Raw genomic sequence first — 16,541 nt, 5'->3', positions numbered from 1 at the left:
TCCCTCGCCGGTCCGGACCGAATGGGCACCACCGTAGCAGCAGAAGTGACCTGCGTCATGAGAATTGCGATTAACTTAGTACGATACATTTTTATTCTGACCAGCGTTGATCAGTCGTCTTAGAAATGACTTCGGTGATTATCCCGATTCGCTATCATCGGTCCCCATGACTTCCGGCGGCCCCGCGGCAGCCGCCGACCGACCGCGTCGACGGCCCCCCGATCGCCGCGACGAGATCCTCTCCGTCGCGGCGCAGTCGTTCAGCGCTCGCGGCTATCACGCGACTCGTCTCACCGAGATCGCCGAAGAGGTCGGCATCTCCGCCCCGGCGCTCTACCGCCACTTCAGCGGCAAGTACGACCTGTTCGCGGCAGCCGCCCTCCGACTCTCCGAACAGCTCACGGCGGCGGCCGACGCCGTCGAAGCGTGCCCCGACCCCCGCGTCGAACTCGACCGGCTCCTGCACGCACTGCTGGCGTTTACGTGGGAGAAGCGCGCAGCCGGGAGCCTCTACCGCTGGGAGGCCCGCCTGTTGGCCCCCGAGGATCGCCGCCCCATCGCCGCGGGCGGATCGGCGGTGCACCGGCGGGTCCGCGATCTGGTGCACGCATGCGACCCCGCCGCAGAGGACCGGGCAACAGGGGAACAGGCAACAGGGGAACGGGCAACAGAGGACCGGGCAACAGGTGGCCGCGCCGATGTGCTGGCGACCGCGATCCTGTCGGTGGTCGCCAGCCCCGTCACCCACCGGGTCCGAACGTCGAGGCGCACGGCGATGGACGTCCTCTGCGATGCGGCCGACCGGCTCGCGACCCTGACCCCGCCGATGCCGGCCGACGCGACCGAAGCGGGGCCGGGACTGGCTCCGGCCGGTCGGCGGGAGGCGATCCTCAGCGAGTCGATCTCCCTGTTCGCACGCCGCGGATACGGCGAGGTCACCCTCGAGGAGATCGGAGCGGCCGTCGACCTGCCGGCCTCCGGCGTCTATCGCCACTTCGAGTCGAAGGCGGCCATTCTGACCGCCGCGTTCTGGCGGGCCTCGGCGCGGACGACGGCGGCGATCTCCGCCGGTCTGGCAGAGGCGGCGACCCCCCGCGAGGCGGTGGTCGCCCTCGCCCGGCAGTACAGCGCACTGTGCGTCGCCGACCCGGACATCATGACGGTGTTCCTCAGCGAACGCGGCGCACTCGCGCCCGACGACCTGCGGGCACTGCGCCGCCAGCAGCGGACGAACATCGACGAGTGGTCCACCTGGTTGCAGCGCGCCCGCCCCGACATCAGCGGCTCGGCGGCCCGCCTCCTGGTGCACGCCGCCCTCACCGTCGCCGGCGATCTGCCCGCTCGGGACGCCGGCGTCGGCGCCGAGACGGTCGGCCACCTGTGCGCCGCCGTGATGCTCGGCGCCGATCCCCGCTCGGTCAGATGACCTCGAGATCCGAGAGCTTCCAGTCGTCACCCTCCCGGACCAACGTGATCTCCACGCGCGACTGATAGTCGATCCCGTCGGGCCCCACCGACGGCGCCAGCGGGGTCTTCACATGCTGGTCGACGGCGACGAGCACTTTCGCCGTCGAGTCGTCTTGCGAGATCACACCCGCCGACGACACCTTGGCGGTGCCGCTGGCCTCCACCGCGTCGTTGCCCTTGCGGGCCTCCTGGGACGAGGAGATGTAGCGGTCGGCGAACTCCGGGGTGGAGATGGCGCGGATCCGCGCGTCGAGGTCGCCGTAATCCCCCGATGAATAGGTCAGGACCGTGGTCGCGTACTTCTCGGCGCGCGCTATCACCGTGTCGTGGTCCGCATTCGATGCCGCCGCGGAGTCGTCGGCCGCGACATAGAGGTACGCGAGCACTCCCACCGCGACGGCGAGCAGCGTCGACAGCACGGCGAGGCCGATCACCACTCGCCGCTGCGGCCTCGACGTCTCGGCCGCGGACTCAGCTGAGCCCGACTCCCCCTCCTCACCGTCCGACCCGTCCTTCTCCGCCTCCTCATCGCGGATCCGGGCGCGCCGGGCACGGTTCTCGGCGAGGAGCGCCTCGCGGTCGGTCGGCATGCCCTCTGGGTTACCGGCGTCGGGGTTACCGGAATCCGGGTCGCCGGGGTCTGGGTTACCGGGGTCTGGGTCGCTGGGATCTGGGGCGCTGGGGTCAGCCATGCTCACCAATCTAGCCACAGCAGTCTGTGACCCCGACCACGGGTACAGATATCAAATATATGTGGTAGGAAGAGAGGGAATCGTCGACATCCATCCAGTCAGGAGACCCACCATGGTCGAGTTCACCACCGAGCAGTCCGCCTTCGCCGAGTCGGTCATCGACTTCTGTCGCCGCGAAGTCGGCACCCGCGAGCAGCGCAATGCGCTCACCGACAACGGTCGCGAGGCCCACTCCGACGCCCTGTACCGCAAGATGGCCGGTTTCGGCTGGGCCGGGATCAACGTGCCCGAGGAGTTCGGCGGCGCCGGCGCGGGCAACGTCGAGATGTGCATCTTCCTCGAGGAGTCCACCCGCGCGATGGCCCCGATCGGTGCCATCGGCCCCACCCTCATCACCGCGGCCGCATACGCGAAGTTCGCCGCCCCCGCGCTCCGCGAGAAGGTGCTCGCCGGGGTGGTCGCCGGCGACTCCCTCTCGGTCTCGATGTCCGAACCCGAAGCGGGTTCCGACGTCGGCGCCCTGACCTGCCGCGCGGAGAAGGTCGACGGAGGCTGGAAGATCAACGGTCAGAAGACGTGGTGCTCCAACGCTCACATCTCCACGTCGATCCTGTTGATCGCCCGCACCGACCGGTCCGGCGGCAAACACGAGGGCCTCACCCAGTTCCACGTTCCCGCCGACACTCCCGGACTCACGATCAAGGGAATCGACACGCTCGGCGGCAAAGAGGTGAACGACCTGTACTTCACCGACTGCTTCATCCCCGACGAGTACGTGGTCGGCGAGGTCGACAACGGGTGGAAGCAGCTGATGTCCGGGCTCAACACGGAGCGTCTGATCCTCGGCGCGATGCAGGTCGGCCTGGCGCGCCGCTCCTTCGACGACACCCTCGCGTTCATCACCGAACGCAAGCAGTTCGGTCGACCGGTCGGCAGCTTCCAGGCCCTGCGGCATCGGATGGCCGACCACGCCACCGAGATCGCGTGTGCGCGTGAGCTCGTCTACAGCCTCGCCCGGCAGGCGGACGCGCACCCCGAGAAGATGATGCCGCGGGAGGCCGCGATGGTGAAGTTGAAGGCCACCGAGGTCAGCAAGGCGATGACCATCGACGGCATGCAGATGATGGGCGGATACGGTTACGCCACGGAGTTCGACGCCGAACGCTTGATGCGCACGGCGATCATCTCCACCGTGTACGGCGGAACCAACGAGATCCAGCGCGACATCATCGGAAAGACGTATGGCCTCTGATCCCTCGCCCGTCGGACGGCTGCGGCATCGGCCGCAGCTGTCCGACGAGGTCGCGTCGATCCTGCGACACCGGATCATGACCGCCGAGTATCTGCCCGGCGATCGGATCCGGATCGACGAGACCGCCACGGGGTTGGGCGTCAGCGTCACGCCCGTCCGCGAGGCACTGCTCACGCTGCGCGGAGAGGGCATGGTCCACCTCGCACCCCATCGCGGGTACGAGGTGGCCGATCTGACGCCGACAGACGTCGAGGACCTGTTCTGGTTGCAGGGCGAAGCCGCCGCGCGGATCGCGCGACGGACCGCCGCCGTCATCACCCCCGAGGAGATCGGCGAACTCGAGTGGGCCAACACCCGCCTGCGCAGTGCGGTCGCCGACGCCGACCCGGCGGGCATCGCGCTCGCGGAGTTCGAGTTCCACCGTGCGCACAATCAGGTGAGCGGGAACGCGAAGCTCGCGTGGATCCTCATGAGCACCACCCGGTACACGCCGCACGAACTGTTCGCGTCCGACCCGGAGTGGGGCGCGGCGACGCTGGCACGCCACGACGCCCTCATCGACGCCTACCGGGCAGGCGACCCGGACGCGGCCGCGGCATCCATCCGCGGAGAGTTCACCGACGGCGCCGCCCGTCTCACCGCACACCTGTCGGGTACCGCGATCTGGCGCGAAAAGTAGCACCGTCAGCGGTTTTGCACGTTGCTGAGATGATGCAGTAGAGTCTGATCTCGTTCGCGACGAGCATTCCCCCATAGCTCAACGGCAGAGCACTCGACTGTTAATCGAGCGGTTACTGGTTCGAATCCAGTTGGGGGAGCATACAAAGAACCCGCTGGTGACAGCGGGTTCTTTTGCTTCTTCGGCCGTATTCTCCGGGCGCACTGTCAGTGCGTATTCTCACTGCGCATTCGCGGCGTACCGTGCGATCGTCGGCAGCTGCGACCGCAAGGCGAGTGCGTTGACGATCTCGGACACGCCGACGGCCACGAGCATCACACCGGAGACCACGACGAGCGTGCCGATGGTGTCGATCGGCGAGGTCACGAGAACGCCGCCGGCGATCAGCGTCAGCGCACCGAGGAAGATCGCCCATCCGCGTCCCGGAGTCCCCTTCGGCATGTCGACGGCGACGGCGAGGTTCGCGCACCCGCGGAACACCCAACCGATGCCGATCCAGATCGCCAGCAGCACCACCGAGGCCGCGATGTTCCGGAAGGCGACGAACCCCAGGCCCACCGAGATCACACCCGAGATGAAGGTCAGCAGACGCCACCAGCCGCTGACCGCCTGCACGCCGAACGTGGCGGCGATCTGGAATACGCCCGACACGAGCAGGTAGGCGCCGAACAGGATCGCGGCGACGAGCAGCGTGGGCGCGGGCCACACGAGGACGATCACCCCGAGGAGCACGGAGACGACGCCGATCCCCAGGAGGGACTGCCAGGTCCGGTGCGCGACCTCGGTCAGCGCCGCCCTCGCCGCGCCCAATGGATCGCGAGCAGTGGAGTCTTCGAATGTCATGGGACGCACGACCTCTCGGTCCGTCGGAGCGCACCGTCGTCGGCGCGGCGGGTACGCATCACACACTAGTCGGCTCCACCCGGCAGCGGCGCCGATCACCCGAACGTCGGCTGGCGCACCGCTACAGTGGCCGTCGTGGACGACACGACCCCCGACCCCTACTTCCACCGCCTCGGTGACGGCCGGTATCGGCCGACCACCCACGTTCAGGGGGCATGGTCGCTCGACGAACAGCACATCGCCCCGTCGATCGGCCTGCTGACGCACGCGGCCGTCGCCGACCACCGGTCACGGGGCGGCGAACTCGTGCCCGGACGCCTGTCGGTCGACATCCTGGGTGTACTGCCCGTCGACGACGTCGAGGTGAGCGTCGACGTGCTGCGGCCGGGCCGCACCATCGAGCTGCTCGAAGCGGTCCTGACGCACGAGGGGCGCCCCGCCGCCCGACTGCGCGCCTGGTTCACAGCGCCCGGCGACACCGCCGACGTCGCCGGAACCACGTTCCCGGCGATTCCACCGGTCGATGCGATGGCGCCCTGGGACCCGACGACGGTGTGGGCGGGCGGATTCATCGCCTCGGCAGAGGTTCGACGCGGGCACGCCGAGCCCGGTCGAGCCGCCTACTGGGTGCGCTCCGACCACCCGTTGCTCGACGAGCCGGTGGCGCCGACGGCGCACGCCGCGCGACTGTTCGACATCGCGAACGGGATGGCGACACGCATCTCCCCCGACCTGCTCGCCTACCCGAACATCGACCTCACCGCCCATCTGTTTCGCGAACCCGCCGGCCGCTGGTTGGGCTTCGACACCGTCGTCTCCTTCGGTCCCGGCGGGGTCGGTCTCACCAGCAGCGTCCTGCACGACGTCGACGGCCCGTTCGGGACGCTCAACCAGTCGCTGACACTGCGTCCTCGGTAGCCGCGCGGGTCGCGGCGATCGCGGCGCGGGCCGCCCGTCGTCCGGCGCGAGTGGCACCGAGGGTCGATGCGCTCCGGCCGTACCCCACCAGGAACAGACCGGGTGCCTTGATCACCGAGACGTCGTCGTCGGCCATCATCACGCCGCCGCCCGGCTCACGGATCCGCAGCGGTCGCAGATGCCCGAGAGACGCCCGAAACCCCGTCGCCCAGATGATCGCGTCCAGCGGCTCGCTGCTTCCGTCGACGAATCGGACGCCGGCGGTCAGCAGACGGTCGATCGGCCCCCTGGACTGCAGGAGACCGCTCGCGACGGCCGCCCGGTAGCGGGGGCCGCTCGGCAGTCCGGTGGTCGCGACCACGCTCAACGGTCGCAGCCCCGCACGGGTGCGCGCCGCCACCGACTCCTCCACGGTCCGCCCCCATGCGGCGTCGAACGGTTCGTCGCGCCAGCGGGGCGGACGGCGGGTCGACCAGATCGGCTCGGCGCCCGCCGCGTCGAGCAACATCACGAATTGCACCGCGGAGATCCCGCCGCCGACCACCAGCACTCGCTGCCCCGTGAAGTCCTCGGGTGCGGTGAAGTCCCGGGTGTGCAGCTGCCGTCCGGCGAACCGGCCCGGATAGTGCGGAACATACGGCCGGTCCCACGTGCCGGTGCCGCTGATCACCGCTCCCGCCCGGTATCGCCGCACGCCGGACGGACCGTGCGCCGTGAGGTCGAAGCACTGCGAATCACCCCACGCGGCGGGCCCGTCGAACGCCTCGATCGACGCCACGCGCCACGGTCTCGAGACGTGCAGACCCATCTCGTCCTCGTAGTCGCCGTAGTACCGGGTGATGACGTCGCGGGCCGGTTCCTGCGGGTCGGCCGGCGGTAGAGACGAACCCGGCAGATCGTGCACTCCGTTGACGAGGTCGAAGGTCAGGGCGTCCCAACGGTGGCTCCACGCGCCGCCGGGCGTCGGGTTGGCGTCGAGGACCTCGAAGTCCGTCCCCGCCCGCAGCCCCTGCCGTTGCAGATGGTGGGCCGCCGACAGACCGGCCTGGCCGGCGCCGACCACGACGACCCGCCGGTCGATCGCAGCGGCGCCGGCCGCATCCGTCATGCCGTCCATACTCCCGGCAACCCGATCCCCCAACAGAACATTCCTGCCGGATCATCCCTGCCGGGTCACGCGATCGCCAGCGCGTCGACCGGCGAGACCGACACGGCGCGTCGACTCGGCGGCAGCGCCGACACCAGGACCAGGACGACGGTGCCCGCGACGATCGCGACGAAGGCGCCCAACGGCAGTCCGATCGGGAATCCCGACGTCATCGACCCGATCAGCGATTGGCTGCCGACCGCGCCGAACAGCACCCCCAGACCGAGTCCACCGACCATCGCGGTGCCCGAGAGCGCCATCGACTCCAGGGTGATGGTGCCGCGCACCTGCTTCGCGGTGAACCCCATCGCCCGCAGCACCCCGATCTCCCTGGTGCGGCCGATCACCGTCAGCGACATCGTCGAGACGAAACCGACGGCGGCGATGACGACCGAGATCACGATCATCCCCACCAGCACCCAGGTCGTCATCTGCATCATCTGCCGTGTGTCCTCGACCTGGTCGGCCGGCATCTCCCAGCTGTCGATCGACTTCTGCAGCGACGACATCCCGGCGACCACCGTGGTGACCAGGGTGACGCCGATGAACAGGCCGATCGTCGAACGGGTGGTGCGCGCCGGATCCGCGACCGAGTTCTTCCGTGCCAGCACGGCCGCCGGCCCGCTCCCCAGCAGGCGCCCGACGGCGGCGACCGCCGACGGCACGACGATGCGCGCACCGATCAGCAGGCCCGTCGAGGTGAACGCCGCACCGAAGAACGCCGCGAAGAAGCCCCCCATCACCCCGAACTCGCCGAGCACACACGCCACGATCATCAGGAAGACGCCGAAGCCGACCAACGCGGTGGCGGCCAGGACGCGAAGCCACCGCAACGATCGACGTCGCGCGCCGAGCGAGGCGCCCGCCAGCGTGGACCGTGCACCGACCAGGGTGGCGAGCACCGCCATACCGACCACCAGGGCCGCCGCGATGACCGTGGTCATCGGGAGCACGGTGTAGTGCATCCGCGGCAGCGTGCCGCGCGACACCATGACGATCCGCGCCGCGTCCGCGGCGCCCACCCCCACGGCCAGTCCGATGACCGATCCGATGGCGGCCACCTTCATCACCCCGCGAACCAGGCTCGCTCGCAACTGGTCGGCTCCGGCACCGATGAGCCGCAACAGTTCCAGCTGCCGAGTGCGACCCGCGATCACGGTGTCGACGCCGTTACTGATCACCAGTCCCGAGACGAAGAGAGCGATCAGGATGAACACGCCCGAGACCACGCCGAGGAGCGCTCCCAGCTCCCCGGCCGTCTCGTCGCCCACGCGTTGCAGAAAGTCACTGGCGGTCAAGACCGCTCCGGCATAAGCGGACGCCAGGCCGCAGACCACGCCGACGGTCGACAGCTCACGCAGCGACCCGACGGTCAGCCGGTAGTCGGTGGCCTTCACGCCGCCACCCCCTGGAGGTTGATGAGGAGGTCGGAGATCTGGCGCGGATTCAGGCCGCGGTACTCGCCGACGATCCGTCCGTCGGCCAGCACCAGAATGCGGTCGGCGTACGAGGCCGCCACCGGATCGTGTGTCACCATCGCGATCCCCTGCCCGTACTCGCGCGCCGACGTGGTCAGCAGGGACAGGACTTCGCGGCCCGTCCGGGTGTCGAGCGCACCGGTCGGCTCGTCGGCCAGGATGATCGTCGGACGCCCGGCCAGGGCCCGGACGATGGCGACGCGCTGCTGTTGCCCGCCGGACAGCTCCGCCGGCCGGTGTCCGAGCCGGTCGCGGAGTCCGAGGGACCCGATGAGGTGCGAGATCCACGCCCGCTGCGCCGCGTCGGGGGTGTGCCCGGCCAGGACGAACGGCAGGTGGATGTTCTCCTCGGCGGTGAGCGTCGGGATCAGGTTGAACGACTGGAAGACGAAGCCGACGTGCGTCCGCCGCAGGATCGTCCGCGCCGTGTCGCCGAGACCGACGATCGGCGTCTGGTCCAACCAGATCTGGCCGGAGTCCGCTTCGTCGAGTCCCGCCATCACGTTCATCAGGGTCGACTTCCCCGACCCCGACGGTCCCATGACGGCGGTGAACTCGCGGCTCCGGATGTCGACCGAGACGTCGCGGAGCGCGTGGACGGGGTTGGCGGGGTCGCCGTAGGTTCGCGACACGTGCCGCATGACGACTGCTGCTCTGGGGTTCTCCATGTGGTTCATGCCCTCGAGATTATGAGCGTGACCTGCATGGACACATCGGCCGCCGGGACCAGTTCGATCAGCCTCGGGGATGGTTCGGCGTCATCCTCGAGATGTATGCGCGGCCGGCGACAGCGCTGTCCGGCGTCACACGAGATCGTGTTCGTAGGCGTAGACGACGAGCTGCACCCGATCGCGCAGAGCGAGCTTCGCCAGAATCCGCGAGATGTGGGTCTTCACGGTGGCCTCCGAGAGGAATTCGGCGGCGGCGATCTCGGCGTTCGACAGGCCGCGCGCCGCCCGCACGAGGATCTCGCGCTCCCGCGCGGTCAGCGACTCGTATTCCGGCCCGGGTGCCGCACCGCGCGTCCCGTGCCGTTCGAAGAGCTGCCGGGTGGCCGACGCCGCGACCACCTGGCTGCCGTCGGCGACGGCGCGCACCGACGCCAACAGGAAGTCGGGCTGGGCGTCCTTGAGGACGAAACCGCTCGCTCCGGCCTCGATGGCGCGGGCGGCGGCCTCGTCGACGTCGAACGTCGTGAGCACCAGGATCTTCGGCGCGGCGTCGCCGAGTTCGGCCAGGAGCGTTCCGGTGGCGGTGATGCCGTCGATGCCGGGCATCCGCACGTCCATGAGGATGACGTCGGGCCGGCTCTCGGCGACCATCTGCGCGAGGTTCATCGCCGACGACTCCTGCGCGACCACCTCCACGTCGGGTTGGCTGGTCAGGATCATGGCGATCCCGCCCCGGAACAGGGGTTGATCGTCCACCAGCGCGACGCGGATCATGGGTGTCCTTCCGGGATGTGGAGGTCGACGAGCCAGCCGTCGGCGACGGCGCCGCTGGTCAGGGTACCGCCGGCGAGTTCGGCGCGTTCGCGCATGCCGGTCACTCCGTGACCGGCTCCGCCGGGCGCGAGCGGCTGCGAGGTGAGCGCGTTGCGGACCGTCATCCGGCATCCGGCGGTCCAGTCGATGTCGATGTGCACGGGCCGGGTCAGGTCACCGTATTTCAGCGCGTTCGTCAGCGCCTCGGTGAGGATCGCGAGCGACACCCGCACCAGATTGGGTGTCGCGGCGTCGCCGTCGCCGCTCTCGGACACCTCGACCTTCATCCCCGCCGCCCGCATGCGGTCGTAGAGCTGGTCGCGGTCCGTGCGCGTGGCCTGCGCGGCGGATTCGGTGCTCCGCAGTTCCTCCAGCACGCTGCGGACGTCGGCGAGGGCCTGGCGGGCGGTGTCGGCGATGACGGCGAGGGCGTCCTTGGCCGCTTCCGGACTGGCGTCCAGCGCGAAGCGCGCGCCCTCGGCCTGGGCGACGACGACCGCCAACGAATGCGCCACCACGTCGTGCATGTCACGGGCGAGGCTGGACCGTCGTGACTGTTCGTCGTACAGATCCACGACGCGACGACGTTCCAGTTCGGCGATCTGTTCGGCGACACGAGCCTCCTCGACGCTGCGCCGCTGGAACACCACGAAACCGATCGCCCAGGCACCGACCAGGAGGGCCGCGATCCCCATGAAGTCGAGGATGTGGGTGCTCAACCCCGGTCCGTCGTCGAACGGCTGCTGGAACGACGCGTACGGGTACACGGCGGCCGCTACCCCCGACCCCACGACGGCCACCGCCAGCGCACCGAAGCGGACACCGCGCATCGGATGCCGTCCGGCCGTGTAGAACAGGACCGTGTACAGCACCGACGGGACGTCGGCGATCTCACGGGTCATCACCTGCAGCACCGCCGAGCCGATCGCGAGGACGATCATCAGCGTCGGCGCCGACCGACGGAACATCAGGGCGGCGCCGACCGCGACCGCGACGGCCCGCTGCACCGGCCCCAGGCCGTCCTGCGTCGCCCACATGAGCAGTCCGACGACGAGACCGAGCGTCGCATCACCGACCGCCGAACGGAGCGGCAGCGTGCTCGACGCGAGCGGATCGCGAAGTCTCATCATCCCTCTACGGTGCCACGCTCTTCCCCGTGCCGACGCTTCCCCCGCCCACCGCGCTTCCCGCGTCACCGCGGCACGTCCGCGGCCGTTCAACCGGCCGCGAACGCGATCGAGTGACGCGGGAACCGGCGGCCCGGGCCTGACGTGGGGCGAGCGGGGCTCGAACCCGCGACCAGCTGATTATGAGTCAGCGGCTCTAACCGACTGAGCTATCGCCCCCTGAGTCGAACCGAGATTACCCTCCCGACCCACCGCCGCCGTGGTCAGGACCGGTCGGGGCCGTCGACACCGCCGACGAGCGCAGATAGCGGTACAGCCCACCGATTCCGACGACGAACACCAGTGCGCCGACGAGCTGGGACCAGTCGCCGTACCCGGTGATCACCGCCAACGGCGACTCCTCACCGGAGCCCGCCACGACGGCGGCGTATACGACGCCCCAGATGCTCTCCCCCACGATGAGGCCCGTCGCGAGGAGGACGCCGAGTCGCTTCCGGCGTTCCGCGTCGTCCGCATCGCGCGACGCCCACCGGTTGTAGAACAGGCCGAGGAAGGCGCCGACCGGAATGATGAGGGTCAACGCCATCGGCAGGTACATGCCCATTCCGACCGCCAACGGCGGCAACGAGAATCGGCTCGTCCGTTTGAGCACCTCGTCGACGAGGATCACGCCGGCGCCGATCGCGACACCCACACCGATGAGAGACCAGTTGAGGTCGCCGCCGAGCACGCCCTTGGCCAACGTCTGCAGGAGTTGAGCCTGCGGTGCGGCGAGCGCCTTGTCCGGGTCGGCGCCGGGGACGCCGTCGAACCCGAACGCGGTGTTCATCAGGCCGAGCACCGGCGGGATGACGGCCGAACCGAACAGCACGCCGACGATGAGCGCCACCTGCTGCTTCCACGGTGTGGCACCCACGAGCTGACCGGTCTTGAGGTCCTGCAGATTGTCGTTCGAGATCGTCGCGACACCGAACACGACGGCAGCGGTGAACAGCGTGTACGCGATGAGCGCCTGAGTCTGGTCGGCGTCCTCGGCACCGCCGTGCGCCACCTTGATGAGCAGCGCGGCACACAACACCACCAGCACTCCGACCCCGGAGATGGGGCTGTTCGACGAACCGATGAGGCCGGCCATGTATCCGCAGACCGCGGCGACGACCAACCCGATCACGGCGATGAAGACGATGCTGACGACGAGTATCCCGCCGGCACTGCCGACCAACGCGGTCCCGTCCAGGAAGTCCCACAGCAGCCATCCGATCGGCACCATCGTCACCGCGACGGTGAGAGCGACGTAGTTGATGGGGATGTCGCGCTCGACGGTGTCGACGTGCGTACCCGACCGCCGGGTCCGAGCACTGGCGGCGGCCTCCACGATGCCGCGGACGATGGGGCCGATGATGGTCACCAGCGTCCAGACGGCGGCGACGGCCATCGCACCGGCACCCACCATGCGGACGTCGGAACTGAACAGTCCCTCCACGGAGTCGAGGAGACCGCCCGAGCCGAGGTCTCCCCAGCTCTGGATCGGCAGGACGATGAAGAACGAGATCACCAATCCCACCAGCATCGCGATGCCGACCGTCACACCGACGAGGTGACCGACCCCGATCAGCGCCATCGACAGGCTCGCGCCGACCATGCTGCCGCCCGACCCGATCCGGAACGCGACGGCCACCTCCGTCGCGAACAGCTTCATGGCGCCGACCGCCGTGAACAGCGCCGAGACCACCGAACCGACGATGATCGCCGCCAGACCCCCGCGGTTCGCGGCGGCGGCCGCCTCGACTTCGGCGTCGGTCCCCGACGTGTCCCCGACTTTGAGGACCTCGGCGGCGGCGACCCCCTCCGGGTACGGAAGGTCCGAGCCGGTGACGAGGGCGCGGCGCAGCGGGATGGAGTACATGACGCCCAGGACGCCGCCGAACGCGCACACGGCGGCCGTGACCCAGTACGGGAAGCCCGTCCACCAGCCGATCATGATGAGTCCCGGCAGGACGAAGATGATCGCCGACAGGGTGCCTGCCGCCGAGGCGATGGTCTGGACGATGTTGTTCTCGATGATCGAGTGATCGCGGAAGTACCGGAGCACCGACATCGAGATCACGGCCGCGGGGATCGCCGTCGCGAACGTGAGACCCACTTTGAGACCCAGGTACACGTTGGCGGCGGTGAACACCAGGGTGATAAGACCGCCCAGGATCACACTTCGAACGGTCAGCTCACGGACCGAGGTCCTCACCGGTGTCGACATCGTCTCCCTTCCCGTCCCGGGCACACCGGCCAGGACGAGTGAAACCTTACGACCCCGCGGTGCGGGCCGTTCGGCGGACGGGGTTTCTAGAGGGCGTCGGCGCCGGCGTCGACGGCCTGCTCCAGCAGACTGCGCCGGTACGCCTCGAGTGCGACGAGGTCGCCGAACAGCGCGTTGTAACCGTCGGGGTCGGCGCCCGGCGACATGCGCCGCAGCCGCGATTTGATGTCGGCGATCTGCGAGCCGACCCACACCTCCTGCAGCCGCGCGAGCACGCTGGTGATGTATTGCGGGACCCGATCCTCCTCCACCGGCATCGGTTCCACCGCCAGCTCGGTGACCAGTGGCGAAAGCGTCGGCTCGTCGATCACCCGGTGGTGGACGGCGTCGACCCACGACGCGCCGCCCAGACCGCTCGCCGCACCGCCCGCCTGCGCGACGGCTTCGCGGATGGCGCCGTAACTGCTGTCGGTGAAGCACTCCCCCGGCAGGGAGTCGAAGACCGTGCCCGCGATCGCCGGGTACTGCAGTGCGGCTTTGAGTGCTTCACGCTGCGGCCACAGTCGCGGATCGTTCGGCAGCGGTCGGGCCGTCGGCGGCGCCGACATCGCTTCGGGTCGCATCCGCGAAGCCCCGGGACCGGGGCGTCCCGCGGAACGTCCGCGACCACCGCGTTTGGCTTCCCCGCGGACCCGCGAGAGCACCTGGGCGACGTCGTCCCAGCCGACCCAGCCGGCGAGTTGGCGAGCGTATTCGTCGCGGAGCGCGACGTCGCGGATCCGCGCCACCACCGGGACGGTCTGCCGCAGTGCGCCGACCCGCCCCTCCGCGGTGTCGAGGTCGTGTCCGCCGATGAGCGCCCGGATCGCGAACTCGAACATGGGGATCCGCCGCGCGATCAGGTCGCGGAGCGCCGCGTCTCCGGAGGCTTGACGCAGATCGCACGGATCCATACCGTCCGGGGCCACCGCGACGAACGTCTGCCCGGCCACCGACTGCTCGCCTTCGAAGGCCTTGAGTGCGGCGGCCTGCCCGGCCTCATCACCGTCGAAGGTGTAGATCACCTCACCGCGGAAGTAGGAGTCGTCCATCATGAGCCGGCGGATGAGGGCGAGATGGTCCTCGCCGAACGCGGTCCCGCAGGAGGCGACCGCGGTGGTGACGCCGGCCTCGTGCATCGCCATCACGTCGGTGTAGCCCTCGACGACCACCACCTGGTGGCCGCGCGCGATGTCGCGTTTCGCCAGGTCGAGACCGAACAGCACCTGCGACTTCTTGTAGAGCATCGTCTCGGGCGTGTTCATGTACTTGCCGAGGTTGTCGTCGTCGAAGAGTTTGCGGGCGCCGAACCCGATGACGTCGCCCGCGAGGTTGCGGATGGGCCACAGGAGGCGTCGGTGGAATCGGTCGATGGGCCCCTTGCGTCCCTGCTTCGACAGTCCGGCGGCTTCGAGCTCGGAGAATACGAATCCCTGCTTGAGCAGCGACGTCGTCATCGTGTCCCAGCCTGCGGGCGCGTATCCGCAGCCGAACCGTTGGGCGGCGTGACCGTCGAAACCGCGGTCGGTGAGGAAGTCGCGGGCCTTCTGCGCTTCGGGCGTCCGCAGTTGCTCGGCGTAGAACTGCTGGGCCGCGGCGTTCGCGGCGACGAGCCGCGCACGGGTGCCGCGGTCACGTCGGATCGCGGCACCGCCGCCCTCGTAGGAGATGCCGTAGCCGATCTTGCCCGCCAGCTGTTCGACGGCTTCGACGAAGCTGATGTGCTCCTGCTTCTGCAGGAACGTGTAGACGTCGCCGCCCTCACCGCATCCGAAGCAGTGGAAGTGTCCGTGGTTGGGTCGGACGTGGAACGACGGCGTCTTCTCGTCGTGGAACGGGCACAGCCCCTTCATGCTGTCGGCGCCGGCGCGGCGCAGCGCCACGTACTCGCCGACGATGTCCTCGATACGCGTCTGCTCGCGGATGGCGGCGATGTCGCGATCGGGAATTCGGCCTGGCACGGAACCGAGTCTATGCGCCGAGTCGAGAAGTCGGGGACATCAGCAGTTCACGACCTCTTCGAGGACCTCCGCGTGGACGCTCGAGGCGAAGAGGTTGAGGCCGAGGGCGCGCGACAGGTAGGCGCATGCCCGCTGCCCGCGGACGCTGGTCCCGGCCTTGTCGAGGAGGGGCGAGTACGCGCCGACCGCGCCCTTGCCGGGTGCGATCGACACGATGCCGCCGGAGACGCCCGACTTGGCGGGAAGCCCGATCTCGAACATCCACTCCCCCGAACGCTCGTACATCCCGCACGATGCCATCACCGCGAGGACGTACCTGCACACGTCGGCCGACACGACGCGTTCCCGCGTGATGGGGTTGATGCCGCCGTCGGCGAGGGTCGCCCCCCCATCACCGCGATGTCCGCCGCCGTCACCTGCAGGGAGCACTGCCTCGTGTAGGCGTCGACGATGTAGTTGGGGTCCACGTCGAGGCGGCCGTAGCTGGTCAGCAGGTGGGCGATGGCGCGGTTGCGTTCGTTGTTCGCCATCTCCGACCGGTAGACGTCTTCGTCGACGTCGAGTTCCCGTCCGGCGAAGGCCGAGAGGCCCTCGTGGATGTGCGCCCACTTCTCCCCGATGTCGGTGCCCGGGACGAGTCCGGAGGTGACGATCGCTCCGGGATTCACCATGGGGTTCATCGGGCTGCCGTCGTTCATCTCGACGGCCACCACCGAGTTGAAGCCCATGCCGGTGTTGTTGACCCCCACCCGGTAGCGCGCCTCCTCGTGGCCGATGGCTTCGACGGCGAGTGCGAAGACGAACGCTTTGGAGATCGATTGGATGGAGAACACGGTGTCGGAATCACCCGTGGCGAAGCACTGCCCGGTCACTCCGGCCATGACGAGCCCGAAGGAGTCGGGATCGGCGTCGGCGAGGACCGGGATGTAGTCGGCGACGAACCCTTCGTGCACTTCCGCGTACCGTCGGTGCGCTGATTCCACGAGTCGCTGCACCTGATCCTCGGTCGGCAGCGAACCGGTGTACGCGCGCTGTGCGACGTTCTGAACATCGTCGAACACGAACTCTCCCCTCCGGCGTCCCGGGCGACGCCTCCGTCGAATGTATCGGTCGACCCGTCGACGGGCCGAAAGTGTCGGACCGTCGGAGTATCATCGAACATGAGTTCGATATAGTTCGAGTTCGAGATGGTTTCAGGGG

At 69.1% G+C, this 16,541-nt stretch carries 15 protein-coding genes and 2 tRNA genes; 5 read left to right on the top strand and 12 right to left on the bottom strand.

Annotated elements, in window-relative coordinates:
• The first annotated feature begins 166 nt into the window (after positions 1-166).
• The gene (locus G528_RS0108670) at positions 167-1,426 is read left to right on the top strand and encodes a TetR/AcrR family transcriptional regulator (protein WP_026918622.1); all 1,260 of its coding nucleotides are present in this window, start codon (positions 167-169) and stop codon (positions 1,424-1,426) included.
• On the opposite strand, the gene G528_RS16965 is transcribed toward G528_RS0108670, so the two are convergent.
• Positions 1,419-2,159, bottom strand: a complete 741-nt coding sequence (locus G528_RS16965; RefSeq protein WP_245569726.1) for a hypothetical protein — start codon at positions 2,157-2,159, stop codon at positions 1,419-1,421. The two genes, G528_RS0108670 and G528_RS16965, sit on opposite strands and share 8 nt — an antisense overlap.
• Positions 2,160-2,271: 112 nt before the next feature.
• Here G528_RS16965 and G528_RS0108660 point away from each other — a divergent pair, with 112 nt between their 5' ends.
• The 3 genes from G528_RS0108660 to G528_RS0108650 all read left to right on the top strand — a co-directional run bounded on the left by G528_RS0108660 (position 2,272) and on the right by G528_RS0108650 (position 4,229).
• On the top strand, positions 2,272-3,411 hold the full coding sequence (locus G528_RS0108660) for an acyl-CoA dehydrogenase family protein (protein ID WP_026918621.1): 1,140 nt from the start codon (positions 2,272-2,274) through the stop codon (positions 3,409-3,411).
• Entirely contained in the window at positions 3,401-4,090 is a 690-nt protein-coding gene (locus G528_RS0108655; protein ID WP_026918620.1) for a GntR family transcriptional regulator, read from the top strand. The genes G528_RS0108660 and G528_RS0108655 overlap by 11 nt, the downstream gene beginning before the upstream one ends.
• A gap of 67 nt (positions 4,091-4,157) precedes the next feature.
• Positions 4,158-4,229: transfer RNA gene (locus tag G528_RS0108650), tRNA-Asn, on the top strand.
• Between the two features lie 80 nt (positions 4,230-4,309).
• Here the strand turns inward: G528_RS0108650 and G528_RS0108645 are convergent.
• A complete protein-coding gene (locus G528_RS0108645; RefSeq protein ID WP_035719478.1) occupies positions 4,310-4,933 on the bottom strand; it encodes an HdeD family acid-resistance protein in 624 nt (207 codons plus the stop codon).
• Positions 4,934-5,068: 135 nt separating this feature from the next.
• On the opposite strand from G528_RS0108645, the gene G528_RS0108640 reads away from it, so the two are divergent.
• Positions 5,069-5,851 carry a thioesterase family protein gene (locus G528_RS0108640; protein ID WP_035719524.1) on the top strand — a complete coding sequence of 261 codons (783 nt, stop codon included), beginning with the start codon at positions 5,069-5,071 and terminating at the stop codon, positions 5,849-5,851.
• Here the strand turns inward: G528_RS0108640 and G528_RS16960 are convergent.
• The 10 genes from G528_RS16960 to G528_RS18885 all read right to left on the bottom strand — a co-directional run bounded on the left by G528_RS16960 (position 5,820) and on the right by G528_RS18885 (position 16,402).
• Positions 5,820-6,959 (bottom strand): NAD(P)-binding domain-containing protein, encoded by a 1,140-nt coding sequence (locus G528_RS16960; RefSeq protein ID WP_051198573.1) that lies wholly within the window; start codon positions 6,957-6,959, stop codon positions 5,820-5,822. The genes G528_RS0108640 and G528_RS16960 overlap by 32 nt on opposite strands.
• A gap of 65 nt (positions 6,960-7,024) precedes the next feature.
• On the bottom strand, positions 7,025-8,395 hold the full coding sequence (locus G528_RS0108630) for an ABC transporter permease (RefSeq protein ID WP_026918617.1): 1,371 nt from the start codon (positions 8,393-8,395) through the stop codon (positions 7,025-7,027).
• Positions 8,392-9,144, bottom strand: a complete 753-nt coding sequence (locus G528_RS0108625) for an ABC transporter ATP-binding protein (RefSeq protein ID WP_156890404.1) — start codon at positions 9,142-9,144, stop codon at positions 8,392-8,394. The genes G528_RS0108630 and G528_RS0108625 overlap by 4 nt, the downstream gene beginning before the upstream one ends.
• A 135-nt stretch (positions 9,145-9,279) precedes the next feature.
• Positions 9,280-9,921 carry a response regulator transcription factor gene (locus tag G528_RS0108620; protein WP_026918615.1) on the bottom strand — a complete coding sequence of 214 codons (642 nt, stop codon included), beginning with the start codon at positions 9,919-9,921 and terminating at the stop codon, positions 9,280-9,282.
• Positions 9,918-11,090: a sensor histidine kinase gene (locus tag G528_RS0108615; RefSeq protein ID WP_026918614.1), complete on the bottom strand. Its 1,173-nt coding sequence runs from the start codon at positions 11,088-11,090 to the stop codon at positions 9,918-9,920. The genes G528_RS0108620 and G528_RS0108615 overlap by 4 nt, the downstream gene beginning before the upstream one ends.
• A gap of 142 nt (positions 11,091-11,232) precedes the next feature.
• Positions 11,233-11,306 (bottom strand) — tRNA-Ile (locus G528_RS0108610).
• A 16-nt stretch (positions 11,307-11,322) separates the two neighbouring features.
• A complete protein-coding gene (locus G528_RS16955; RefSeq protein ID WP_035719476.1) occupies positions 11,323-13,341 on the bottom strand; it encodes an OPT family oligopeptide transporter in 2,019 nt (672 codons plus the stop codon).
• 86 nt (positions 13,342-13,427) lie between these two features.
• Positions 13,428-15,341, bottom strand: a complete 1,914-nt coding sequence (dnaG, locus tag G528_RS0108600; protein WP_026918613.1) for a DNA primase — start codon at positions 15,339-15,341, stop codon at positions 13,428-13,430.
• 39 nt (positions 15,342-15,380) lie between these two features.
• Positions 15,381-15,677, bottom strand: a complete 297-nt coding sequence (locus tag G528_RS18890; protein WP_281170346.1) for a glutaminase — start codon at positions 15,675-15,677, stop codon at positions 15,381-15,383.
• On the bottom strand, positions 15,641-16,402 hold the full coding sequence (locus G528_RS18885; protein WP_281170345.1) for a glutaminase: 762 nt from the start codon (positions 16,400-16,402) through the stop codon (positions 15,641-15,643). The genes G528_RS18890 and G528_RS18885 overlap by 37 nt, the downstream gene beginning before the upstream one ends.
• Between the last annotated feature and the right edge of the window lie 139 nt (positions 16,403-16,541).

Source organism: Gordonia shandongensis DSM 45094, from assembly GCF_000423025.1.
GTDB lineage: Bacteria > Actinomycetota > Actinomycetes > Mycobacteriales > Mycobacteriaceae > Gordonia > Gordonia shandongensis.
The sequence above is the reverse complement of the archived record's forward strand: the minus strand, read 5'-3'. Positions and strand labels throughout refer to the sequence as shown.